A 24724-nucleotide genomic window follows, 5' to 3' on the forward strand; every position below is an offset into this window, starting at 1 on the left:
CCTCTCCCCGAAAGAGATCACAGCATTGGCCGAGAACACCGTCTCCCTTCCGAGCACCCTCACCCTGCGCTGCACTCCCGCACTCGTCCAGGGCCAGAAGGTGTATGTACGCAACTTCCCCCGGAGCGTGCGCGATGAATGGGAGAAACTGAAAGGTGACGGAGACGACGAGCAGAAGAATCTGCCGTACTCCACCGCAATCACCTACCTGAAGTTCAAGACCGGCGGATACGTCCACCTCGACCGGTACCTCAACTACCTGGTCTCGCTGGAAAAGATCGACGACGACATGCTGCGCCACGTGTTCCGGTGCGTGGTCGGCTACAGCAAGGGTCTGTCCACAGACCAGGCCATCCTCCTCGACGTGCCACCGCTCGCCAACGCCATCGCAGGCACACCCGAGCAGGAATTCGAGATGACGCGGTTCCTCAAACCGCTGCAGGGCAAACAGCCGAAATGCCCCGACTGGATGTACGTGGCCGTGCCCTGGGTGATCTCGAAGAAGCTCGCCCAGCAGCAGTTCACCATCTACGACCTGGTCCCGATCACCAAGCAGGTCCCGGACAACGAGAAGGACGGCTCCCCCAAGCTCGACGCCGAGGGCACACAGGTCTACAAGAGCCGCACGATCGGCTGGAAGGCCAACCCCAACAAACGGAAGGTCACCTACCTGCCGGACAGCCGGGGCGGGCTCATCGCCTGGGATCACCCCGTCGGACGCAAATACAACGTCCGCAGCGACGGGACCCCGGTGAACGCCGCCACCGAGGCCCAGTACGCCATGTCCCGGCTCTCGGTGGTCATGAAGACCGAGCCCAACGTCGTGGACCCCGTCATCTTCCTGGAAGCCCACGTAACCCGCGTCCACAGCAACATGGTGTTCGCCAAGTCCACACACATCTACCAGGGCGGCGACGGCCTCCCGATCCTCCACACCGAACTGGTGCGCAGCGGCAGCGTCAGGGAAGTCAACCAGCGCGCCCTGGAGCTGCTCGCGCGCGACAAGATGGACGTCAGCCTGCTGCAGGAACTGAACTCACGGATCACACGGGAACGTGCCGTGGTGGAAAAAGCCGCCGCTGACAGCGAGTTCCCCTCGTTCATCACCCCCGGCCCCGGGGCTATCCGCCCGCTCATGCCGAAGAACGACAACTTCGCCGTCGGCACAGGACCGGGCACCCTTCACCTGCGGCTGCTCGCCGAGCACGTCACGAAGGTGCTGGGCGAGAAGGCCACCTGGGTCGACTTCACCGTGGAACCGATGAACTTCGAGCCACGCCCCACGGACAAGCAGAAGATGACCCCGCAAGAGCGAGCCCTGCGGACTGAGGCCGGCGAACTCCTCCACAGCATCGGCTTCCCGCCGCCCGAAGAGATCACCGCGTCCGTGCACGCGCAGGGGTTCGAGCAGCTGCGGATCGTATGCCTGTGGTACCGCCACAAGACCCGCCTGCGGATGATCAACGCACTGTCTCTCGCCTTCCCGGACAGCACACCCATCGGTGACCCAGAAGACGGCGACGAAGTCTTCCTCACCCCCACCATCAGCGTGATCTTCCGCAAGGCGGAGCGCTTCCTGTCCCACGGCGACGAGATCAACCGCGCCGTGGAGTTCAAAGCCTTCGAAGACGACTTCGCCGGCAGCGATTCACAGGTCATGGTCGGTGTCTGGTGTGAAACCGAAATCCCGGCCCTCAAGCGGAAAGAGAAAGAGAAGCGAACCACGTTCTTGCTGCGCAAGGAGCGGTACGACGGGAAGTTCCAAGTCCGCCGCTTCCTGGCCAAGAAGGACTTCGTGTGCCAGTTCACGACGGGGATGAAGCCCGGGTCCTTCGGAAATCCCAGCACGGAGATCAACCCTCCCAAACCGGGGAAGGACCACTCCGGCTACATGTCACTGCTCGACCTGTACCGCTCGCTCGGCATCATCGACCAACGCCTCGCACGTGCCATCGCAAAGGACAAAAAGGGAAATGAGGCCGCAGACCTCGTGTACTGCGGTATCCACGCCCGCAGGCAAGCCAAGACGGCCGACGGCAAACACACCAAGCGCATCATCGTCGTCACAGCCCTGTTCCCGCCGGAGGAAGAGGACGGCGCCTGGACGATGAAGGCGTGGACTCCCCTCATCGGAGCGTGGGTGCCCTACCGACAAGCGATCGCCGCCTTCCACGCCAGCGACTACGCACTCCATGTCGACGGCAAGGGACAGACGGACAAGGAGCGCTGGGCGGAGGCCGCAGCACACGTCGAAGACGCGCTCGCCGACCTCGTCCGCGACGAGCTCGAATCGGACATGGGCTACGTCGTCATGGTCGACGGGCACGCCTGCCGTCGGATGTGGACGGGTCTACACAATGAGAACCAGAGCTACCAGGAAGACGACATCGCCGATCCGCGGACCTGGCTCCCCGGCCACGGCAAGGGGAAGAACGCCCCACGCAGGAGGCCAGCCGCCGTCATCCGAATGAACGTCGCCGCGGATGAGGTACCCCAGTACGTTCCCGTCGCCCGCGAAAGCGACCCCGACGTCGAAATGGAGGCGATCCAGTTCACGTCGGCCAAGCTCCACCGAGCCAAAGTGGACTTCGGAAACCCGTTCTGGGTCCTCTTCAACGTCCCACGCAACTACCAGGCCAAGGGCGGCGATCTGGGCAGCAAGATCACCCGCTGGGACGCCGACCCCGGCAAGGGCGGCGAGGAAGGGGATCGCGAGACGAACGAGCTCAAGACGCCCTGGTGGGCCATGACGGCGACCGAGATCTACCCAGTCGGCGTCGCTGGCGGAGTCGATCAGACGATGCTCGTACGCGCAACCGCGCGTTTGTGCCACCAGACCGTCGCATGGTCCGACCGCTCCCGCTATCCCGTACCGCTTCACGCGGCGAAGCAACTGGACCTCGACCACCCGCAGTACCGGCGATCCGCGCCCCCGGAAGAACAGGGAGCCGAGGCCGCCGACGAGTAGCCACAGGGCAGCAGCTCATTGAGGGTTTTCAGCGGTGCCGCTCCAGGGTGAGGACGGCCTTGGCGATTGACGTCATGCGGTTCGGGCTGCATCGGGCTCTGCGGAAGATTCGCCAGGATTTGAGGCGGGCGATTCCTCGTTCGACGGGTGCGCGAGCGGCGGACAGCGCCCGGTTGACCGTCCGCTCGGTCGTGGTGAGTTCACCTTGGGGCGGTCGGCGTTTGGGGGTGGTGACCCATTCGCCCGCGCCGATGTAGGCCATGTCGGCAAGGACGGGGACGCCCTGGCGCTCGCAGATCCGGAGGATCTTGTGGGTGCGGGTGGCGGTCAGGTCGTGTGTGCGGCCGGGCAGGGCGGGTGAGAGCCACAGCGTGCGACCGGCCGGGTCCGTGATGACCTGCACGTTCACACCGTGCCGCTTGTGCTTCGTCGAATAGTCTGCGCGCCCGTCGCCGACCCGGTCGCACTCGGCGAGCGTGCCGTCCACGAGAACGTAGTCGGGGTCTGTCTCGCGCAGGACCTTCAGCAGGCCCGGCGCCATGTCGGCCAGGTGCTCGACGACGGTGGTGACGTACGCGTGGGCGGTGCCGACGGAGATACGGAAGCCTGCGGCGAGCTGAGCCAGGGGGTCGTGCCGGCGCAGGTATGCCAGAGCGATCACCGCACGCTCGGACGGCCGGAGTTTGCAGCGCCGGTCACCCTCACGGGTGACGATCAGCATCGTCACCCACTCCACGAGTGCGCGCGGCAGGTCGAGTGCGGCAGGATACGGGACCAACAGGGTTCCTGAGCTGGAGAGTTGAGACCTAGACACCTCTCTCAACGGCACGGGGACCCTGTCCGTTGCGTACGGTCCCGCCGTCACCCGTCCGGGGACCACCCTGAAAACCCTCATTGATTTGGAAGGATAAAAGATCACATTAGAGCTCGTAACAGGATCATGAGTGGGCCTGCTTGAGGTGCCTCCAGCAGATCAGGGTGCAAGCCAACGAAACGAGGAATTCTTGCCAGACGTAGGGCCGGCTTCCGCCAGCGGCGTCGAACTCCGGGGAGCCGGGCCCGATCGGGCCGAGGAGGTGGGCGCTCGCGTGGTCGAGGTCGAACTTGAGGAAGTCGAACGCGGCATGGGCTGCCATCGTGCTCGCCCGGTCCACGGCCGCTTCGGCGTACAGCGTGCGGTACATGTCCAGTTCGAAGCTCGCGTGCCGCGCGGTCCAGGTAGGTGGCCTTGCGGAGCAGGAACTCTCGGTGCTCACTGCTCCACAGCCGGCCTCTGTTGTGTCAGTGCTGCCGTGGAGCGTGCGTTGACGTCATCGGCGAGGAGTAGCCGGGCGAATTCCTGGTCCATCAGGTCGGGGGCGCCGGAGTACGCCCACCACGCCGACAATCTCGACACCGCAGGCCGGCCCTGCTCCCCGCCGCCATCGTCCTGACCACACCTGCGGGCGACCGGCGCCTGGGCGGCAATGCCCTCGGCCTCGCCCTGTGGCAGACCCACCGGCTGCACACCCCCGGCCTCCCGCCGATCGAGATCACCGCCACACCCGCCCGCCATGGCCCGCCCCTGTCCCGTCCGCTCCTCGGGGACGTCATGGGCTTCGCCCTGCGCTGGGACGGCCAGCGCCACGGAACGCCGTGGGTCTCCGGCGACGCGGTCCTGTACGACGGTGTGCGCGAGGTGGCCAGGCGTCTGGAGGTGGGTACGGCGTGCTGCACCTGGGCGGCTTGCCCTTCCCAGCGATCGCCCCGTTCTGCTACGCCCTGACCGCGCGGCACGCCATCGACCTGTGCGCCTGCTGCGCCCGCACACCGCACTGCCCGTGCACTACGAGGGCTGGTCGCACTTCCACGGGGGCCGACGGCAGATCGAGGCGGAACCGGCGAAGGCCCCCTGCGCGCCCGCTTCCGCTGGCTGCCCCTGGGCTCCGTCCTGGGAGTCACCGTCTGAACGTGACGCACAGTCAGGCGGGTTCGTCACACCGCCTCCCCCGACTGTGCCGACGGACTATTCTCGTTGTGGAACAGGCACGTCGGGGTCGGGGGGACACATGAGGTTCGTCTTTGTCCATGGGACCGGTGTCCGCCGGGACCGGTTCGAGGAACTGTTCGCGCTGGTCGAGACCGGACTGCTGAAGGAATTCCCGAAGGCCGAGGTCGAACGCTGCTACTGGGGCACGGAGTTCGGTGCGGAACTCAGCGCAGGTGGCGCGTCGGTTCCCGGCATTAGGCCGCATCCGGGGCCGGGGCCGGAGGATCCCGAGACCGCCGAGTGGCTGCTGCTCCTCGCCGATCCGCTGTGCGAGCTGAGGGTTCTGGCCGAACTCGGCACCGAGGCCGAGGACGACGGATTCGGGCGGCTGGGGACGCAGTCGCCAGGCGAGGACATGGGCAACGCCCTGCGCGCCCTGCCCGGCGTCCTGGCACCGGACGACGAACTCGCCGTACTGCTGCGGGAGACCGGCCTGGCCGACGGCTACGGGCACGCCCTGTGGACGGTGGAACGCGCCGACGAGTTCCACGCCGCGTGCCTCGTTGCCGAGGACGACGCGACTGCCGCCGAACTCAGGGTCCACACCGGCCGGGCCCTGGTCGCCGTGATGCTCTCCGAGGCCCGCGACACCGCCCTGTGCACCGACACGGAACGCGACAGGCTGGTCGACCTGCTGAGCGAGCGGCTCGGCGGGACCGCCCGGGGCGTGCTGACACGCACGGCGGGCGTCCTGTCCCGGCTGGCACAGCGCGTGGCCACCCAATCCTTCCTGGACCGCAAGCGGGGCGAGGTCACCTCCGAGAAGGCATCCGAGATCGGTGACATCCTGCGCTACCAGGCACGCGGTGAGCATCTGCGCGCTCACCTGGAGCAGGTGATCGGCAACAGCCCGGAGCCCCCGGTCGTCATCGGCCACAGCCTCGGCGGCATCGCCCTCGTGGACACCCTCGCCCTGGCCGCCCGACGCCAACCTCCCTTGCCCGTGCGCCTGTTGGTTACGGTCGGCTCCCAGGCCCCCTTCCTGCACGAACTCGGCGCCCTGGCCGGCCTGGAGCCCGGCGACCGACTGCCCTCCGACTTCCCGCACTGGCTCAACATCTACGACCGTCGGGATGTCCTCTCCTACCTCGCCGAACCGGTCTTCCCGGGTGACAGCCGGGTCGCCGACCATGAGGTGCACAGCGGAATGCCGTTCCCCGTCTCGCACAGCGCCTACTGGAAACTCCCCTCGGTCTTCGAGCGGATCGCCGAGGCACTGCGGTGACGGACGGCTCCCCAGCCGTCGAGCCGCCGATCACACCGGAGAGGTCCTTCGCGCTCGTGGTGGGCGTCGAGTCCTACGAGATCGACGCCAAATTGAGCCTCCCCGGCCCGGCCCGCGACGCTGTCCGCTTCGCCGACTGGCTCACCGGCACCGCCGGCATACCGAAGAGCAACCTACGTCTGCTGCTGTCGCCCCTGGCCGGCACCGACGTCGAGGGGGAAGCCAAGCCCGCGACACAGAAGAACATCGAGAACGCGCTCTTCACAGACCTCCCCCAGTGCGACGGTGACCTGCTGTGGATCTACTGGGCCGGACACGGCTTCCTGGACCGCCGCCACGATCTGCTGCTGCCGTACGCCGACGCCACGGCCGGTCTCTTCGCTCACCTCAATCTCAGCTCGGCTCTGCGCCGGTGGAAGTCCGACGGGATCGCTGGTGGCCGCTTCCGCCGTATCGTCACCGTGGGTGATGCCTGCCGGCTGGACATCGGACGGCTCACAGGGAAGTTCCCTCAGGTGAACTACCCGGCTGGCGCCCCCACCAGGCGCATGCAGTTCACGCTCTACGCGTCCCGGCCCGGTGAGACCGCGAAGAACACCGTCCGGGCTGGCCAGTTCACGGATACCCTCCTCAGACGTCTGGAGGGCCGAACGCTCGAACAGGCGACACTCGACCTGCCCGACATCGCCCGGGACGTGCAGGCTGACTTCACCGTGATGCGAGCAAACGGCACGGCCTGGCAGCATCCGCAGTTCGACATCGCCCTGGGCTGGGACGGTTCTTCTCTCCACGGGGACACCTGGGCGGACGGCGGTACGGCGAGCGGGCCGACCGGCGGTCTCGTCCTCGACCAGGTCGCCTGGACGGAACTGGGGCAACTGATCTCCGAGAGCACCGAGTTGCCCCGTGACACCTACGCGGCGTACCGCTGGGCCTTCGAGGTGACGGGCTGCGTTCCGCCGATGGACCACAAGTTGCCGTCGTCGGACTTGCTGGAGATCGTGCGTGATCTCGATGACCGGCAGGGCACCAGCCGTGCCGTTCCGCTCGCTCTGCCGTTCGTCAAGCACTTGGCATCCCGCGCCGCGCCCTCTCCCTGGGTCGTGGCGGCGAACGGATGGGTGGAGCGTACGCGTGAACGCCTCGGCGCGGATCCTGTCCCGGTTCCGCCCTCTCGTCCGGTCGAGCCCCCCGCGCTGCACGTGCGGTTGACCGAGGATGACGAGGACTCCTACCGACTGCAACTCTGGTTGTTCCAGGAGGGCTGGGACTACGTGGGCGACTTTCCGAACCCCATGGACCTGGAAGCCGTGCGGAAGGCGCTCACCCATCACCTGCTGACGGAACCGGCAAAGCCGGCGCGGATCGAGTTCCACGTTCCGTTCGACCTGTTGGAAGTGCCGTTCGAGACCTGGACGGTGCCGCGCCCCGCGCGCAGAGGCCGCGGTGAGCGGGCCGTCCAGCTCGGCTGCCGCTACGAGGTGGTGCTGCGCTGCCCCGAGGAACGCGAGGATCTCGAACTCTGGCTGGCCAAGTGGCAGTGGTACGAGACTCACGGCGGTCTGCATCCGGACGCCGTGCGGGACGTTACGGACTGTGATGTGTCCGGCAACCTGGCCGACAAGCTGCAACTGGACGCGTCACCGGTCTGCGTGTTGGCCGAGGTGACCGAGGAGCTGGTCATGGACGTCTTGGAAGCCTTGGTGGACGGCGGGATACCGATCGCCGTTTGGCGTCGCCCTTCCCCAGCACTCGGCACGGCCATACGTACAGCGCTCGACGCCGACCCTCCGCACGCACTCGACGTGGCATCACTGCCCGACGGACTCAGGCGAGCCCGGGTGGACCAACACCCGCTCGCGCTGCTCTACGACAACCCCGGTCGGGTGCCCTTGAGGCGGTCGCTGTCCTCGTGAACCGTCGTCTACGAGAGGAAGTCCGATGAACACCGCCAAGGACTGGTGGATCTACCGGGGCACGGGCACGGTCGCGGAGAAGCGCGCCCGGCTCGACCAGAACCGGCCGCCGTGGCGGGAGTTCAAGGGTACCCCCGACCCGGAGTACGCCCCGCCCGGCACCGCCGGACCGGCCTGGACCGACACCTGGGAACGCGGCGACGGATACGTACCGGACGACGCGGAGATCGATGCCGTGAACACGGCCCTGTACCTGCGCCGCCCGCTCCTCGTCACCGGCAAGCCCGGAGCCGGCAAGTCGACACTGGCGCACAGCATCGCGGCCGACCTGGAACTTGGCCCGGTCCTGCACTGGCCGGTGACCAGCCGCAGTTCCCTGCGGGACGGGCTCTACCAGTACGACGCGATCGGGCGTCTGCACGATGCGAGCCTTCGCCACCTGAAGGCCGGCCGGGGCGCGCCGCCCCGGCGGCAGCAGGGTGGGCGACCCTCCTCGGGCAGCGCTCTCGCCCCATATCTGCGTCTCGGCCCGCTCGGCACGGCGCTGCTGCCGCAGGAGCGCCCCCGGGTACTGCTCGTCGACGAGATCGACAAGAGCGACATCGACCTGCCCGGCGACCTGCTAACCGTGTTCGAGGAGGGTTCCTTCGAGATCCCGGAGCTGGCACGGATCGCCGCCCGTCAGCCGCGGGTCAGGGTGGGTACGCAGGACGATCCCGAGCTGCGTGCCGGGATCGGCCGCGGACGGGTCCAGTGCAGCGCGTTCCCCGTCGTCGTGCTGACCAGCAACGGCGAGCGCGACTTCCCGCCGCCCTTCCTGCGCCGCTGTATCCGCCTGCACGTCGAGCCGCCGCGCGAGGAGAAGCTGAAGCAGATCGTCCGGCAGCGGCTGAGGCTCGACGACACAACCCGGGACGACCGCTACCAGGACCTCATCACCGCCTTCATCGAGCGCCGCACAGAGGGCGACCTGGCGACGGACCAGCTGCTCAACGCCGTCCAGCTGAGGTTGAGCGGCGCGTGGTCGGGCGCGGGCGAGCGCGAGGACTTCCTGGACGTCGTACTGCAACGGCTGACGGGCCCGTTGGCGTGATCGAGCGGCTGCTGCGGGCACTGGAGGAGTCCGGCGCGAATGCCGGACCGGAGGAGCTGGCGGACATCCTCTGGCTGGCGGCGCGCGTCGGTGGCGCTGCGGACCCGGACGCGGGGTCTGCTGGGAATGTCCTCGACGAGCCTGAGGCCACGCCGCTGACCGAGTATCCGGCCGAGGGCCCCGAGGAGGCAGACCGGGCGCCCGAGGAGGAGTTCTACACCGCGGGCGACGTCACAGATGTGCCCGGCCCGGCGCGGCAGGGCGTCGAACTGGTCCGCGTCCGCCGAGCCTCGTCCGTCCGGGATCCGCTGGCGGTGATGCGGGCGCTGCGCCCCCTGGGCCGTTCGAAGGACACCTCGGGCGGGAACCCGGCCGACTGCGAACTCGACGAGGAGTTGACAGTCCGCAGGACCATCGAGCAGCGCCTTCCGACGCCGGTGCTGCGTCCGCGCCGGGGCCGCTGGCTGGACCTGGCCCTCGTGGTGGACGCCCACCACTCGATGTTGCTCTGGCACGACCTGGTCGGCGAACTGCGGCGGGTGTTCGTGCAAACGGGCATCTTCCGCGACGTACGCACATGGCACCTGCTCGGCACCGACCCGGACGCCGCCGAGCCGCTGTCTGTGGCCCGTACGCCCGACGGTGAGCGGCGCAGCGTGCAGGAGGTGTCCGACCCGTCGGGGCACCGTCTGGTCATCGTCGTCACGGACACGGTGGCGAGCGGCTGGGCCGAGGCGGACGTCGCGCGCATACTGCGGCAGTGGGCGTCCCACGGCCCTGTGGCGCTACTCAACGTACTGCCGCGCCGGCTGTGGGACCGTGGCGCGGTGCGGCCTCGCTCGCTGCCGTTGCGTTCAGTGGGTCCGGCGTCGCCTAACACGTCGTGGCGGGTGGGCGTGCCCGCACGGAGCCGCCGCAGGAGCGTACGGCTGCGGCGCACCCCGCAGGTGCTCGCGATCCCGGTAGTGGAGGCCGAACCGGCGTCCGTGCTGCTCCTGGCCAAGCTGGTGGCGGGCAGCGGCCAGTGGACGCGGGTGCCGTGCCTGGTGCTTCCCCGCGCGCCGTCGCCGCTGGCGCCGCTACGGGCCGAACCCCCCGCTCCTGCCCGGGAGGAGGTCACCGACGTACTGCGCCGTTTCAGGGCAGGTGCGTCCCCCCTCGCCCAACGGCTGGCCGGATATCTGTCCGCCGTGCCCCTGAGCCTCCCGGTCATGAACCTCGTCCGCCAGACGATGCTCCCCGAGGCGGAGCACGGCCACCTGGCGGAGGTCGCCCTCGGCGGCCTCTTCGCCCCCTGGGGCCAGGAGGCGGCGGCCGACCCGGATCGCATCCCCTTCGACTTCCGCCCCGGGGTTCGGGAAGCACTGCTGGGCGGTCAGCGCCGGGATGCCATCACGTCCGTGCAGCAACTGGTGCGGCGCGAGATGGGCACGGGGATCAGCGAGTACGGCGCGGTCAGCGGCGGCGACTTCCTCGTTGGGCGCGGGGGAGGAGACAGCACCGGTGAACGGGGGCTCGTGCCGGAGGCGGTGCCGTTCGCAGCTCGGGAGGGTGCGGCACGTGCGGCCGCGCCGACTGCCGGTGCGGGAAGCTGGGTCTCGGACCCCCTGCCAGGGCTCCAGCCCATGCCCGAACTCGTCGACCGCTACGTGGACGAACAGTTGCGGCAGGTACTGGCTCGGGCGCAGCGGGGGCACAGCTCGTTCACGTTGCTGCTGGGCGATGCAGGGTCGGGGAAGACAACGGCCATGGTCCGAGCGGTGGCCGCCCTGCCGGACGACTGGACGTGGTGGACGCCGCAGTCACCGGACGAACTGGTAGGTGCGAGTGAACGGCTGCACCCTCGGACGGCTGTGGTCGTGCCCGACCTCCGCTCCTTCCTTCTGGCGTCAGACCGTCGGTCGCCCACGACGATCAGCGACTTCATCGAACTGATGTCCGTACTGAGCCCCATGCTGGTGCTGAGCGAACTCAGACCCGAGGACTTCCATGCGCTGCGAACGGACCGCTCGGAGGAAGCCGAGTCCTTTCAATATGCCCTCCGCCGGATCGATTTGATACGGGTCTATTCGCTGACCGCGGAGTCGGAAACCCTCGCGCGCGTCCGCAACGCTCCGTCCTTCGCCAGGACTCTGCTCCTAGCGGCGCTGGACATCCGGCGCCTGGGACACACGGCCGAGATCTCGCGCCAACTGCTGGAGGCGGCGGCACCGATTTATCGATCCCCCGACTCCGGCCGAGACGACGCTCCGCGCAACTGGCTTTCGGCAGCGCTGGAATACGCCTGCGCAGCGGTGCCCGAAGGCCAGTCGGTGATGGCCGCGGCGTCGCGCAGACGGGATCACTACGTGCTCCACGACTTCGTGGAGTGGGCTGACCGACGGGACCGCCCGAACCTCTCCCCACCCGACGAACTCTGGCCAGTGCTGGCCCGCTTCGCCGACACGAACTCACTGGACGTACTGACCCAGACCGCTCGGGAGCAAGGTCTGCGCGAGGTGTCCCGGCTCCTCCGGAACGCAGCGGCATTCCACAGCGACACTCGCTCCCCCGCGATCCGGAGCCTGACCCGAGCCGCCGAGAAACGGCTGGTGAGGATCAGCCGGGACCGTGAGGAGTTGGGCTCGGGAATCCTTCTCGCAGGCGGGCAGGTAGCGATGCCGGCCGGTCTGTTCCCAGCGGGTGCTCTCGCCCCCCTCCTACGCCTCGAAGGGCGTCCGTGGGAGGATCCGCGTACGTGGCACGCCCAGCTGGCGGCTGAGACGGCGCATTCGTCGCTGGCCCTGCTGACGAACGTGGGCCCCGAGCGCGCCCCGCAGGAGCCGCCCCTGCCATCCGCTCCCTCACCGACAAGGGGGGACCTGACCCTGGTCATCGGATTCACGCGGGACCGCGCCCCTCGATCCACGCCTCCGACACTGGCCCGCTACCGGGTCGCGTCCATACGGGGCGACAACTTCGTACTGGAGTCAGCGGCGGCCGACCCCGTGCCCCTGTCCGGGGCAGCAGTCGTCGACCTGCAGGGCGCTGTGATCGGCATGGTGTACCGGAGCACGGGTGACGGGGAGCACCGGCTCCACGCCACACGGATCCTGCCTTCCTCGCAGACGGCCTCCCGGACCCCGGAGTCCGCGTCGAGCCGCGGCGTGCTCGAACCGGCGCGTTCACGCGCCGTGCTCATCGGAGCCGACAGATACGAGGAGTTCCCGGACCTGCCCGGCTCCACCGAGCAGGTGCTCGCGCTGGCGCGTGCGTTGGGACAGACTCAGGATTCCGGCCCGTTCGACGATCCCAACGTGTCACTCGTCTGGAACCAGCACTTCCCCGAGCCTCTCGTCCGTTCGCTGGAGGACCTCTCCCAGCGGGCCGAGCACACGCTTCTCGTCCACTTCACGGGTCACCTGCTGGAAACACGCAACGACGCCTTTCTCGTCTTCCCCAGTTCCCGTCGCGACCGGCCCGCCCCCACCGCCCTGTCCGTCCGGCATCTGGCTTCGCTGATGGAGGACAGCCCCGCCCGGTTCAAGGTCCTCATCCTCGATGCCTACCTTGCGGACGCGGACAGAATGTGGTCGTTGCTTAAGCCCCGATCCATGCATGGGTACTGGTCCCTGATCACCGCCTCCCAGGGCCTCCATCGGCCGCGGTTGACGCTCACGAAGGAGTTCGCCACCGTGCTCACCGAAGGCATCCCCCAAGCACCGGAGTTCATCAGCCTCGGGGACATGACTGCGAGCATCCGCGACCGCATGCCTGCCAGTCGTGTTCACATCTTTGAGTTCACCGGTCCCGATTCCCAGGGCCTCCTCCTGCGCAACCCCGCTTTCGCACGCCCGCTCGAAGGCACCGTCAAATGGTTCAACAAGGAGAAGGGCTACGGATTCATCGCCGTCGACAACGGCCGTGACGTCTTCGTCCACTACTCCGCCATCCAGATGACCGGCTTCCGCGCGCTGGAGGTCGGCCAGCGCGTCCATCTCCGGATCGCCCAGGGCAACCGCGGCCCGCAGGCCGAGAGCGTTCGTCCCCTTCCGTTCGAAGTGTGACGCGAATGGTCAAGTCATATGCAGTGCCTACTCCTGAGCTGGTCATGACACTGCAGGGACAGCAACTCCTCGTCATCAATGTTCACGTACAGTCCTCAGAGTTCGTAACGCGATCATGATCCGGCCTTCTTGAGGCGCCTCCCGCAGATGAGGCTGCAGCCCAACGAGACCAAGGCATCGTGGACTTCGAGGCGGCGTTCGCTCGGATGGCAAGGGGTTTGAACTGGTGGAGCAGGGCGTAGACCTGCTCCCCGACGTAGCGAAGCTTGCCCAGGCCCTTGATGTTCGGGCGCCCTTGCGGGAGATCACCGGCAGGATCCTTCGGTGCTGCAGCTGCCGACGTACGGCCTTGGAGTCGTACGCCTTGTCGCCCAGGACGGACTCGGGTCGCCGTCGTGGTCGGCCGGGCCGTCCGGCGACGGGCGGGATGCCATCGACCAGGTCGAGGGTCTGGGTGATGTCGTTGACGTTGACGGCGGTCGTGATGACGTGCAGCGGGGTGCCCTTACCGTCTCAGATCAAGTAGTGCGTGCTGCCCGTCTTCCGCCGGTCAACCGGGTGGCTTTAACGCTCTGCGGCGGCCCCACTTCTCCGGCTTGCGCTGGCTCCGCCCAAAGCGGACAGACCCAGTTCCGGTCCGAAGCGGCCCCACCACTCGCCAGGTCCGACGGCGCACGGTGGGGCCAGGTCGGACCGGAATCGAACGCGCTTATGGGTTCACGTCGGGCCGATTCTGGTGGGGCCAACTGCGCCGTTAAAGCCAACCGGGGACGGACCCCAGTCGCTCCCTCCTTTTTTTGCGCGGACGTGAGAGCCGTCCACGCACGCGCGGCCAGTCGAGTTCGCCGACCGCGTTCAGCTCGGCGAGCAGGAAGTGGTGCGCAGTCAGTCGCCCCTTCCAGTTCTGGGCATGCGGCAGTCCGACAGGGCATCAGCAGCGACCCCCCTTCGGGCGCATGCCCACTCGTACATTGAGCTTCTTCAGCGTTGCCCCTCCAGGATGAGGACGGCTTGGGCGATTGACGGCACGTGGTTTGGGCTGCATCGGGATCTGCGGAAGATCCACCAGAATTTCAGGGTGCTGGTCGGGCTGCAGGCCGTGGAGAATCCGGTGATGCAGGCGAGGAGAGTCGGCAGTACGCCTGTCCGGCCTGCCGACTGAGCCCGCTCCTTCCACCGTCGAGACGGCCGTTAGGTGCTGAAGCGGCGCAGTCTCCAGGGGTGGCACAATCGTCGGGTGACTCCGGAGCCCGAGGTCGTGTTCCCGCGTGTGATCGACGAGCCCTTCCTCGTGTGCGAGAGCTGCGGGCACCGGGACTCCTACCGTGTGCCCAGGGCTTTCGACTGGCGTGATCATGAGGCTGTCGCCCTGTTCAAGGGCTGTTGTTCGGCGCTGAGTTGTTCCGCGTGCGACGAACCGGTGCCCGTGGCAACGCCTGTGGTGGTGTCTCGGCCTGGCGACCCGATCCGCTGGCTTGTGAGTGTGCAGGCGGACACACCCACAGACGCGCAATCCGAGGCGGAGCGCGCGTTGCTGGAGACCGCATGGAAACACACGGACGGTGCGACGGCTGGTCCAACGGTCCGTCTCCGACACGCCCAGGCCGTCGAGATCGTGGATCGCTACAGTGGTTTCCTGCTGAGTTCCCTGTCGCACGAGGGTCGACCGGTCCGCCCGGAGAACGCGAACGCCTGGCTGCAGAGCGCGCGCTCCCAGATCGTCGTACCCGACCTGGTCGACTCCCTCTGCACCCTCCGCGAGGTGACGGACTCCAAGGAAGTCCCGGACGTTCTGGGCCGCCATCCTGCCCTGCTGGACCGGGCCTGGGCACCGGTGCTCGGCGCCCTCAGGCATCGGGTTCTCGCTGTACTGGACACTCCGGAGGCCCAGCGGACGGCTCGGTACCGGCTGGAGGAACTGGACCGCCGCCGTTGGCCGCACGACCCCGTACCCGCCGATGCCATGGACCGCCTGCACCCTGCGGACCGGGAACGGTTGACGCGGATCCGTGACTCTGTGGCCGTGAGCGCCGACGAACGGCGGGTCCTGCTGGCTGACTTGTTACGGCTGGTGGAGGAACTTCCCGCTCACCGGGCATTGTTGACCGAAGATCTCACGGTCTTCTTCGTCAAGACCTACGAGTCCCCGCACCGGTCTGCCGTCGATCTGGAAGTGTCCATCGCCGCAGGGCGTGCGGCAGTGCCACTCGCCGAGGCGGTATTCGGCCCGGACCATCCGATGACGCTGATGGCCCTCAACGACTACGGGGCCGCGTTGCTGGACCAGCAGCAGGGGGACGTCCACTCGGCCAGAGAAGAGGCCGTCCAGTCTCTGGGCAAGGCCGCGCGAGCCGCCATCACCGCCGAGGACCGTATCCTGGGCGACATCCTGCAGAATCTCGGGGCCGCATACGCCCATCGCCAGCAGGACGGGCGAGTCGGCAACCAGGAGCGGGCCGAGAAGCTGTTCGCGTGGGCCGTCCACGTGACAGGAATCCTCACCCCGGAGCGCCCGCGGAATCGTTTGGTGGCCAGGTTGGCATGGGGATCGGTTCTTCGCGAGCGTCGTTCAGGGGATCGCCGTGTCGCCACCGCGCAGGCACTGGCCGTTTTCGAGGACGTCCTCCGGGACGGTGAACAGCGCGGCCTGCTCAGCCTGTCGGAACAGGTACGACTCCGGTCCAACCGGGTGTCCGCACGCCACCAGTTGCGGCTGCTCGATCCCGGGACCTGCACCCTCGACCAGATCGCCGAGGAGGCGGAAGCCGTCGCCGTCGCGGCGGAACAGCTCGGGACCGGCGACGTCGCGCGCTTCGAGTCGTTGTCCAACGTCGCCAGCGTCATCGGGGATTTGTACTTGGAGGACGGATTCAACGAGTCCTCGCGCCTGGCTTCCGCCGTCGATCTGACGGGCAAGGCATACGCCGAGGCACAGAGCTGCCTGGGCCGCGACCATCCGGAGACGCTCCGCACCGGGCTCAACCACGCCGCCATGCTCGGGATGCCCGTGACGGGTGAGGAAGATGCCGGGAAACCAGGAGCAGTGGTGAAGCCGTTCGACGGCGACCGGTCCAGAAGGCTCCTCACGGAACTCCTGGCAGCATGTCCCGCGCGACGGCTGCCGGCCCATACCGCCGTGATCGCCAACAACCTGGGACGCGCGCACTGCGCGACAGGGCAGTGGGCGGCGGCTTGTGAGGCGTTCAGGACGGCCATGACCGCCGTGGATCTCCTCTATCGCCAGGCGTCACATCCCGAGGCGCAACTCGCCGAGCTGGGCTCACCGGTGGAACAGTTGTCGTGGTCGTCCCTGGCTGGCTGGCTCGTCTCGGCGTCGCTTCAGGCAGGCGACCCTGCGGGGGTCGTCGCCGTCATCGAGGAGTCCCGGGGCAAGCTACTGCGCGACAAATTCCGCGTCACCGTGGCGGGGGCAGAAGCCAAGGACGGTGCGTCCCATGGAGCATTGCTCTACGTCGGCACCAGCGCACTGAGCTCCTGGGTGGTGCTGGTGCCTCCAGCCGGCGAGGCACGGTATTTCGTGACCCCGCTGGCCGCCGGCGACCTCCGTCCGGCCGTGCTCGCCCTTCGCCGGGCCACGGACGCCGTCGAAAGGTCGGCGGCACTGGCCGCACTCGCCGATCTCCTGCTGGGCACCCTCACCGGCCCCGTCCACGACCTGTTGGCCGCGTACGCGATCACCGACGTCGGCGTCATCGCGTCCGGTCTCCTCAGCGGCCTGCCGCTCCATACTCTGCGAGCGTCCGCGACCGGCGACTGCTGGTTGGACCTGGCCACGGTGCGGTACCTGCCCAGCGCAGCCATCGCCCGGCACATCGAAGCGCTGCCGAGCGCAGCGGCGGAGCAGGCGGTGGCCGTCACGGTTCCCGAACTCCCTTTAGGGAGACACGAGGTGCAACTGCTCGGCCAGGCGATGGGCTCGGTCCTGCGTGCCCCGGATTCAGGGGATCGCAGGCATTGGCTGTTCGGTGTATTGCCCGGCGCGTCCCATCTGCTTCTCAGCTGCCACGCCCTGTCACTCGACGGTGACCCGCTGCGCTCGTGGATCGGGTTGAGTTCCCGTCAGAAGCTGCTCCTCGAAGATCTGTTGAAGTTGGACGGGCTGGCGCTGGACCTGGTGGTGGCTTCCTGCTGCGAGACGGGGGTTGCCTCCGAAGTACTTGCCGACGAGTTGGTGGGCTTCGGCACGGCAATGCTGCTGGCAGGCGCCAAGGCCGCAGTGGTGACGAACTGGCCTATCACTGCCAGGGTCAGCGCGTTGCTCCTCAGCGTGTTCTACGAGGAGATCGCAAACGGAACCGAGGCCGCCACAGCCCTACGCACGGCCCAGTTGTGGCTTGCCCGGCTGACCGTCCAGGACCTGGTGGAACTCGGCAGAGGGCGACCCGCTCAGGGGCGGCATCCGAACCTTCCGCGCGGTCTCGCACTGGAGCTGGCGGCCCTGCGGTTCACCGATCTCATGAAGGACTCCCTGGCACGTCCCTACGCGGACCCTGAAACATGGGGCGGATTCGCCCATTACGGTGTCCGGGTCGAGCGGCACCGTGAGGATGGTGAAACGGGCAGTGGCCCTGCGTGACGCCATCAACGAACTTGCCGACCGATGGGAGGACGTGGAGCCACGGCTCGATCCGGAGGACGGCCGCCGCGTCATCGGTGCCATGCGCGCTCTGGCACACGACGACGAGGAACTGATGAGTGTCATCATCGACCACGTCGCGCCCGCGCTGCCCAGAGGTCACTCGATCTTCGCCGCCCTCCTGATCGACGACACCAAGGGCGACACCGTACGGCCGACCTGGGAGCAGGTGGCCGCCAAACTCGAACGCATCGTGGCGAAATCACCGTGGTGACGCTCCATGTCGAGGGTTGGGCGCCCGCTCACGGCGGCTGGACGGTCAAAGGGACGAGTCGCCGGGTATGTATGGCGCATCGTCGTGCCGGAAAAGGGGAGCCGGGCATGGAGGCCCCTGGTCGAGCGAATCGTGCCAGTGCCGAAAAGGGGTCAGATGCAAGGTCGAATCATGGCGCAGATCACCGTGGGCATCGTGGCGCTGGTCTGGCTGGTCCTGGCTCTCCTGACGGGACAGCGGCTCTCGCCGACTCCCCTGCGGCTCTACTCCGTCGCGGGCACGGTGGTGACCATGCTGCTGCTGGCCTATGAACGGTACATATGGCGTTGGGTGTTGGTGCGCCGGTTCACCGGTGTGCCACTGCTCGCCGGTACCTGGCGAGGCACCCTGGTCTCGTCCTATGTCGATCCCGACGGCGTCGCCACGGTGCCCGTGTCGATAGCCGTCCTCGTCACACAGACGCCCTTCCACGTCGGGGTCACCCTCTTCACCGAGGAATCGTCCTCCACTTCGTCACACGCCCGGCTGAGGCATCTACCGGACGAGCGATGGTCGCTGAGCTGGGCGTACGAGAACACACCTCGCCCCGCTCTGCGTCACCGGAGCGACCGCCACCGTGGATCGGCCGAAGCGGTCCTCGGAGGTCTTGACGGCGAGGTCCTCCGTGGCGAGTACTTCACCGATCGCCTGACCCGGGGGGAGATACTGCTGGACGAATGGAGCCCGGTCCGGTACGCCAGTGCCGAATCGGCCCTTCGGGCAACGGACTTCCAGACACCACGTCCCTTCGCCCACCGACGATGAGAGCGGTGAACCGTATCGAAGGACCGGACCGGCTCTGGGACCGCCACGAGCCCTACTGCGACGCCGTGCGCAGAGCCGCGCAGGAGGCGTGTCGGGTGATCGGCTTTCCCGGCGCCTGCACAGCCCTGTTGGTAGGTCTTCGTACGGACACGCTCCAGAGCACCGAGATTCGTGTCGGGCCCGCGGACACACCCTATATACCGGATGACTTCAAGGATGTCCCTGCCCTGCTGGCCGAGACCGACGACGGGGATCACTTCGACCACCCGCCCTCCCGTGTCACGCCCGTCGGCAATGGACGGAGTCGCGAGCTGCTCGACGAACGGCGCGGTCGCCTCGTCGCGGAGGTGCTCACCAGGCATCCTGCCAGTTCGCGCTGGACCTTCTTCGCCGGCCGCTCGGTGCGCGCGGAAGGCTTCGACACATATGTCCTTCTCGGACTTGAAACGGAACCGTTGGACCGGGTGCCCCTGCTGCCGTGGCCCCAGCGTGACCGCGGCAGGGTTCCGTCGCTGGTGCATGCCCTGATGGAGGAGGTTCTGGACCGGTCGTGGGCTGCCTTACGGGCTCCTGTCCCCGAGGACCGGATCATGCCCCTGAGAGCATCGACCTCCGAGATCGTCCGCTGCGCGGCCGGCCGTCTGGTGCGGGGGGCCCAGGCAGGCATCACCGGCCGCCACTCGATGCAGCAGGACACGTTCCTCAACGCGCTCTCGACGCTGCCGTACGAAGGGCGGCCGGGTATCGGGGCCCTCGTGCTCGCGACACGAGACGTGGATGACGTCGAAGTCTCGCTGCGCCTCAACACGGCGATCGCCCTGCGGGACAAGCGGATGCTGCGCAAGCTGATGGAGACCAGCGGCGAGGACACCGCTCTGCTGCTCGATGACGAGGGACGCGTTCATGGACTGGGCCGAGTCACCCGCGGTCACGAGGGCTCAGCTCTCCTTGTGTCGTTCAACGGACGGGGAGCATGGGACCTCGTTCACAACGGCCAACGGCTGCTCAGTGTCCGGGACGGCGAGGCCACCCTGCCGTCGCCTCCCCTCGACGACAGACGGCTCCGAGACCTGATCGACCGCTTCTTTCCGAACGCGGACACCGATCTACTCGTGCGCCTCGCGCACGCCGCCGGGCGGCACCGACATGGTGCGATGCTCGTCATCTCTGACGACGCCGCCGCGGAGGCCGCGCGGCTGTACCCCCAGGCCATCACGGTCGAGCCCGCCAGGCTCACCGAGGATCTAGTCACCCGGCTCACCGCGATGGACGGTGCTCTTCTCGTCGATCCGTACGGACGGTGTCATGCGCTCGGTGTCATTCTCGACGGTCTGGCGGCCGGACTGGGCGACCCCGGCAGGGGCAGCCGTTACAACAACCCCGTCCGATACCTCGGCAGCGATACGCCGAAGGCCATCGTCCTCGTCTACAGCTCCGACGGCGGGGTGGACATCCTCCCTGCCCTTCCGCCACGAGTGGACGAAGGAGTAGTGGCCGCCGCCGTCCACCACTACGTACAACTGGCTGGCCGGAACCCGGAGTCGGGACCGGATGGGTCGGGGAGACTCTGGCCGGTCTTCGACGCATGGGATCATTTGGTGCCGCTGAGCTTCTACCTTTCGTCAGAGCAGTGCCGAGAGGTAAACACGGCCACAGCGCGGCTGAGGTCCCGGTGCGCGGAGGACGCCCATCGCCTACTCGGCATCCGGGACCTCCAGCCTGATCCGTGCATGGACGCGACGTACTTCAAGCCCGGCGAGTAGACAGCCGTGACGTCTCCCCCACACCCCAACGCCATTCGCATACCAGCCAGCGGGGGCAAAAGGGTGCGGACCATCGACGGCTTCCAGGTGTCCGAGGACGACCTCGGCTGGTTCGGCCAGCTCTTGGCCCGCACCGCGACAGCGGCCTTGAGCGCATTCGGGGGCGGAGTACCGACCACAGCCCGGTACCTCACCGCACGCCAAGGGCAAAAGCACTACGCCGCGCTCACGTTCGCCGCCACATCCGGCTACCACGACGCAGACATCGAAGTCGGCGACACGAAATTCGTCGGCACCGACCACGTCTTCCGCATGGAGACCGTACGCATCGAGACATTCTCCGGCATGATCCCGGAACTGTACGAACTCATCAGAGACGGCCGCGTGGAAGAGTACCGGCAAGCGGCCTACGAACTCCGCTCGAAAATGAACACCACCGATGCAGCCGGGAAATGGAACGGCCCGATCTCGTTCCACGGCGACGGCAGCGTCATGGCCCTGAGTATCCTGCCCATCCGCAGAAGGCGTGCACTCTGAATCAACTCCCGACAACGCACGGTCCAGCGCAGGAGTTCAGAAGCCCGTCCTCGGTCACGTTCCCCGCTTCGAGCCGCGCAACATAGCCGACGATCGCCGGTTACCGAAACCGGCGATCACGCGGATCATTGATAGCCCACCGTCACCACCTGCCCGCACGTCGAAAGGCCCTGTCCCGAACCAGCCCACAACTTCACACGACAGCGTCTGCATTCACGGCCAGATGCGGCCGAACCTTCCGGCGAACCCTTCGGGGCACCGTCGGCTCCCCGTAGCCCGCACCTCCGAGGCTACGGCACAAAAGGGGTCGCGGACCTCGCTGCGCAACCCAGCCTCGGAGAGTGCGCTGTCCGTCCCAAGCCGGCTTTCACCCGCCGGTCTGCAGCCGTCGGCAATCCGCCCGGCGTCCGACTCGCATGTTCGCTGTCGGGGCCCGTTCGAGTCCTGCCCGCCGGCCGACGCCGCTCACCGTGCCGGGCAGGGCCGCAGCGCCTGCCCGCAGACACGGCGTCGCCGAGCCTGCGCGCCGAACCCACCGGAAGCAGGAAACTCACCATGGCCACCCGCTCCGGCGCATCCCGACAGGTAGCCGTAGGACGCGCAGCCGACCACCGTTTGCCTGGGCACCGCACAGGAGCACCCCTACCGAGCGGGGCGCGCAGCCGGCGCACTTCGTTCGTCCCGCGCACTCCGGACCGCCGCCCCGTTCGATTGAAGGGCGCACCATATACCCCCTACGCTTGGCCGCGGAAGTCGTGATCTACGTCATGGTGCATGGATCGACCACCGCAGGGAATGATCGACACAAGACGACCAAACAGGGCATTTCATTTCCGTGGGACATGCGCGGGACGGCGAGCCTGACAACCTGTCAGGCAGGCTCCTGACCTGCAAGAACAGCTGGGAATCCGACGGCCTCCGGAGCCGTGTGCGCAGGTTCGAATCCTGCCGGGGGCACCTTGTATTTGGTGCCTAAAGACCCCGCCATCAGCGCTCTAGCTGAAGACGGGGTCTTCGCGTTTATGCAGGCGAGTGCCGCCGAAAGCAGCCGTTTGCCAGTGATCACGCAATGACGACGTAATGATCTTGTCGAACCTCTCCGCAGGCCAGGCCCTCTTTCCGAGGGGTCCAAGCAAGGCTCATTATGGATCTGGGCAAGCAAACGATCTTGTGGTGTCCTGCTTCAGTGGATGGTGCTATCTCAGCGTTAATCGCCATTGTGGGGACGTTGTTGGGTTCGGCTGTCACGCACGCGTTTCAGCGCAAGGCGACCGCACGGGACCAGTTGTTCGCGGCCCAGCGTCAACTGCGCTCTGACCGGATGACCGTCTACAGCGACTTCGCCGGAGCGCTGACGGAGTTCCGACGGGGGCAACAAGATCGCTGGTACCGCAGACACGAGGACCCCGACAGCATTGCGTTCGTCGAAGCTCGCACGGAGGCCTACCGGCTCCGCGGGACCGCCCTCCACGCCCTGTTCCGCGTCCAGCTCATAGCGAGCGGGCAGACACTGATCGATGCCGCGCAGGATGCCTACGCGCTGACGTCCACTTTGCACAAGGCAGTCGACAAGACGGAAGTGCAAGCCCTGGCCACACAGGCACGCGAGGTCGTGGAGCAATTCATCAAGCTTGCTTCCTCAGATGTGCAGTAACGCCGAGGGAGCCCCGGATCTCTCCGGGGCTCCCTCGGCGAACCTGACCAGGCCACTCGCTGGTCATGCGCCTCGCGTTTACACCCCCTCCCCCAACCCCTTCAAGATCCGGTCGTTCATCTCCTGCTCCTGGCCGTCGATGCACTTGGCGTAGATCTTCAGCAGGACGTCAACCGAGTGACCGGTACGTGCGGCCACTTCAGGTGCGGGTACACCGGAGTTGAGCCACTGAGAGACGCCCGCGTGCCGAAGGTCGTACGGCCGGAAGGCCAGGACCGACGACACCTGATGCGGTACGAGCGCCAGTTCCCGAGCCTGTTTCCACGCGCGGGAGTACGACGAGGCCGCGATCACGTTGCCCCGCTCGCTGGAGAACAGCCGGCCGTCCTTCGCCGTACCGAACTCCTTCAGGTGCTCGCGGAGCAGTCGCACCAGCGGAGGCGGAATCGGCACGATGCGCACTTCGCCGCTGGCCCGTTGCTTCAGGCCGCGCCGATCGTGGGCCTCCCCGGAGTCCGTCCACGCCTTCCCTGCCGTGGGGCGGGTCTCCGCCAGCTCAATCCGCCCTCAGCCGGACGCCGGAAGTGTGCAGTCGGAGCGGCGGAGTCCCAGCGTCTCGCCCGGCCGCATGGCCGCGTAGTACAGGCACCCGAAGAACGCCTTCAGCCGTCGGCCGCTCGCACGCTCATAGCCACCCACGCAGGTGAGAGCGGTCAGCAATTCACGAGCCTGCCGAGGATTGACCACCACCCGACGGTCAACCTCCTGCACCGCACGCTTGCCCCGCTTGCGCCGCACCCGGCTCAGCGGGTTGGACTGCAAGTACTCCAATTCCACTGCGTATTCAAGTGAGTTGAAGACCACCGCCCTGCGTCGGCGGTACGCCTGCGTCGCCGCAGGTTTGCCGTCCATCCTCCGGCCCAACCCGTCGATCAGCTCATGCACTCGCACGATCTCTGCAGCTCACCCACGGGGAGCGATGCCTTCTCGATCCACCGCACGGCCGCCGCGATCGCTTCCGGCCGCTACGCTGCGGCATGACCTCGGTGTCGAGACCGAGCCCCGCTTCGAGCAGACCCGGATGCAGATGCTCGCCACGCTCGACAGCGCGCGCGACGACCTCGCGCGGATGCTCGCCGCAGAGCGAGTCCAGGCCACCGGGCCGGTCGTCGGGGGTCGGTAGGCGCGCCGCGCAGCGAAGTGACCCGGGTATTGCGATGCCCGGACCCTCCGCCGGCTTGCCGCCCCCGCTCCACGTCCAGCCCGCGGCCCCAGCCCCGACCTCAGCCCTGGCCTCAGCCCCGGTGCCGGCACCGGCACCAACCCCAACCCCAACCCCAACCCCAACCCCAACCCCAACAACCCTGCCAGCGAAGCCACTTACCCCTCGGCCCCCGCTACCCGTCCGCCCGGTACAGCTTGATGTCCCTGTTCACGAACAGGTGGACGTAGCCGCAGCGCCAGCAGATCAGGCCGGTGGCGTTTTCGTCGGCCCAGGCGAGTTTCATGAATTCCATGCCGGTGCTGTTGAGCAGGACGCCTCGGTCTCGGAACAGATCTCCTTGGCAGACAAGGCACTTGAGCCAGATGTCTCCCAGTGCCGCGCGTACCGGCTTCTTCGCCATCGCGTGAACTCCCCCGTCGCTGCCATGTGATCGCAACGAGGCTATCCAGTGCTCAAATCGGCTCGGGTGGTGGGGCAGTTGGCGGCCGGCAGCCGTCCGGGAACAGACGCGAGCGGCGCGCCCCCTGGAAAGGGAAGCGCGCCGCCCGTCATCACGTCACCGCCTCGGCGTCATGACGTCGTACTGCAGGCGA

At 67.5% G+C, this 24724-nt stretch carries 17 protein-coding genes, 1 tRNA gene and 2 pseudogenes; 13 read left to right on the top strand and 7 right to left on the bottom strand.

Annotated features, from left to right (window positions below):
* Positions 1 to 25 precede the first annotated feature (25 nt).
* Positions 26 to 2968 (top strand): RNaseH domain-containing protein, encoded by a 2943-nt coding sequence (locus OHT77_RS15620; protein ID WP_443048030.1) that lies wholly within the window; start codon positions 26 to 28, stop codon positions 2966 to 2968.
* A 28-nt stretch (positions 2969 to 2996) separates the two neighbouring features.
* On the opposite strand, the gene OHT77_RS15625 is transcribed toward OHT77_RS15620, so the two are convergent.
* The 3 genes from OHT77_RS15625 to OHT77_RS15635 all read right to left on the bottom strand — a co-directional run bounded on the left by OHT77_RS15625 (position 2997) and on the right by OHT77_RS15635 (position 4595).
* Positions 2997 to 3746 carry a transposase family protein gene (locus OHT77_RS15625; RefSeq protein ID WP_328829041.1) on the bottom strand — a complete coding sequence of 250 codons (750 nt, stop codon included), beginning with the start codon at positions 3744 to 3746 and terminating at the stop codon, positions 2997 to 2999.
* A 160-nt stretch (positions 3747 to 3906) separates the two neighbouring features.
* Complete coding sequence (locus OHT77_RS15630) at positions 3907 to 4224, bottom strand: hypothetical protein (RefSeq protein ID WP_328829042.1); 318 nt, start codon at positions 4222 to 4224, stop codon at positions 3907 to 3909.
* A complete protein-coding gene (locus OHT77_RS15635; RefSeq protein WP_328829043.1) occupies positions 4221 to 4595 on the bottom strand; it encodes a hypothetical protein in 375 nt (124 codons plus the stop codon). The genes OHT77_RS15630 and OHT77_RS15635 overlap by 4 nt, the downstream gene beginning before the upstream one ends.
* Before the next feature lie 421 nt (positions 4596 to 5016).
* On the opposite strand from OHT77_RS15635, the gene OHT77_RS15640 reads away from it, so the two are divergent.
* From OHT77_RS15640 to OHT77_RS15655, 4 genes are read left to right on the top strand one after another with little or no spacing between them, the layout of a single operon-like run.
* Complete coding sequence (locus OHT77_RS15640) at positions 5017 to 6222, top strand: hypothetical protein (RefSeq protein WP_328829045.1); 1206 nt, start codon at positions 5017 to 5019, stop codon at positions 6220 to 6222.
* The gene (locus OHT77_RS15645) at positions 6219 to 8138 is read left to right on the top strand and encodes a VMAP-C domain-containing protein (protein WP_328829046.1); all 1920 of its coding nucleotides are present in this window, start codon (positions 6219 to 6221) and stop codon (positions 8136 to 8138) included. The genes OHT77_RS15640 and OHT77_RS15645 overlap by 4 nt, the downstream gene beginning before the upstream one ends.
* A 25-nt stretch (positions 8139 to 8163) precedes the next feature.
* Entirely contained in the window at positions 8164 to 9231 is a 1068-nt protein-coding gene (locus tag OHT77_RS15650; protein WP_328829047.1) for an AAA family ATPase, read from the top strand.
* Positions 9228 to 13277, top strand: a complete 4050-nt coding sequence (locus OHT77_RS15655; RefSeq protein ID WP_328829048.1) for an SAV_2336 N-terminal domain-related protein — start codon at positions 9228 to 9230, stop codon at positions 13275 to 13277. Before OHT77_RS15650 ends, OHT77_RS15655 begins: the two co-directional genes overlap by 4 nt.
* Before the next feature lie 75 nt (positions 13278 to 13352).
* On the opposite strand, the gene OHT77_RS45030 is transcribed toward OHT77_RS15655, so the two are convergent.
* On the bottom strand, positions 13353 to 13772 hold the full coding sequence (locus OHT77_RS45030) for a transposase (protein ID WP_443048210.1): 420 nt from the start codon (positions 13770 to 13772) through the stop codon (positions 13353 to 13355).
* A gap of 486 nt (positions 13773 to 14258) precedes the next feature.
* A pseudogene (locus tag OHT77_RS15660) lies at positions 14259 to 14354 on the bottom strand (IS5/IS1182 family transposase); the annotation flags it as partial.
* A 160-nt stretch (positions 14355 to 14514) separates the two neighbouring features.
* Here OHT77_RS15660 and OHT77_RS15665 point away from each other — a divergent pair.
* From OHT77_RS15665 to OHT77_RS15695, 7 genes are all read left to right on the top strand, one after another.
* The gene (locus OHT77_RS15665) at positions 14515 to 17874 is read left to right on the top strand and encodes a CHAT domain-containing protein (RefSeq protein ID WP_328829049.1); all 3360 of its coding nucleotides are present in this window, start codon (positions 14515 to 14517) and stop codon (positions 17872 to 17874) included.
* Positions 17861 to 18148 carry a hypothetical protein gene (locus tag OHT77_RS15670; protein ID WP_328829051.1) on the top strand — a complete coding sequence of 96 codons (288 nt, stop codon included), beginning with the start codon at positions 17861 to 17863 and terminating at the stop codon, positions 18146 to 18148. Before OHT77_RS15665 ends, OHT77_RS15670 begins: the two co-directional genes overlap by 14 nt.
* A 171-nt stretch (positions 18149 to 18319) precedes the next feature.
* On the top strand, positions 18320 to 18952 hold the full coding sequence (locus OHT77_RS15675) for a hypothetical protein (protein ID WP_328829053.1): 633 nt from the start codon (positions 18320 to 18322) through the stop codon (positions 18950 to 18952).
* A gap of 5 nt (positions 18953 to 18957) precedes the next feature.
* Positions 18958 to 20715: a hypothetical protein gene (locus OHT77_RS15680; RefSeq protein ID WP_328829055.1), complete on the top strand. Its 1758-nt coding sequence runs from the start codon at positions 18958 to 18960 to the stop codon at positions 20713 to 20715.
* Between the two features lie 63 nt (positions 20716 to 20778).
* Positions 20779 to 21252 carry a hypothetical protein gene (locus OHT77_RS15685; protein ID WP_328829056.1) on the top strand — a complete coding sequence of 158 codons (474 nt, stop codon included), beginning with the start codon at positions 20779 to 20781 and terminating at the stop codon, positions 21250 to 21252.
* A gap of 893 nt (positions 21253 to 22145) precedes the next feature.
* A tRNA-Arg gene (locus OHT77_RS15690) sits at positions 22146 to 22206 on the top strand.
* 190 nt (positions 22207 to 22396) lie between these two features.
* Positions 22397 to 22906, top strand: coding sequence for a hypothetical protein (locus OHT77_RS15695; protein WP_328829058.1), 510 nt, complete (start codon positions 22397 to 22399; stop codon positions 22904 to 22906).
* Positions 22907 to 22984: 78 nt separating this feature from the next.
* On the opposite strand, the pseudogene OHT77_RS15700 reads toward OHT77_RS15695, so the two are convergent.
* Positions 22985 to 23931, bottom strand: a pseudogene (locus tag OHT77_RS15700) (tyrosine-type recombinase/integrase); the annotation flags it as partial.
* Between OHT77_RS15700 and OHT77_RS15705 the strand changes: the two are divergent.
* Positions 23886 to 24089, top strand: coding sequence for a hypothetical protein (locus OHT77_RS15705; protein WP_328829059.1), 204 nt, complete (start codon positions 23886 to 23888; stop codon positions 24087 to 24089). The pseudogene OHT77_RS15700 and the gene OHT77_RS15705 sit on opposite strands and share 46 nt — an antisense overlap.
* 214 nt (positions 24090 to 24303) lie before the next feature.
* Here OHT77_RS15705 and OHT77_RS15710 read toward each other — a convergent pair whose 3' ends face one another.
* Positions 24304 to 24531, bottom strand: a complete 228-nt coding sequence (locus tag OHT77_RS15710) for a hypothetical protein (RefSeq protein ID WP_328829061.1) — start codon at positions 24529 to 24531, stop codon at positions 24304 to 24306.
* Positions 24532 to 24724: the final 193 nt, after the last annotated feature.

This window comes from Streptomyces sp. NBC_00252, from assembly GCF_036187565.1.
Taxonomy (GTDB): domain Bacteria; phylum Actinomycetota; class Actinomycetes; order Streptomycetales; family Streptomycetaceae; genus Streptomyces.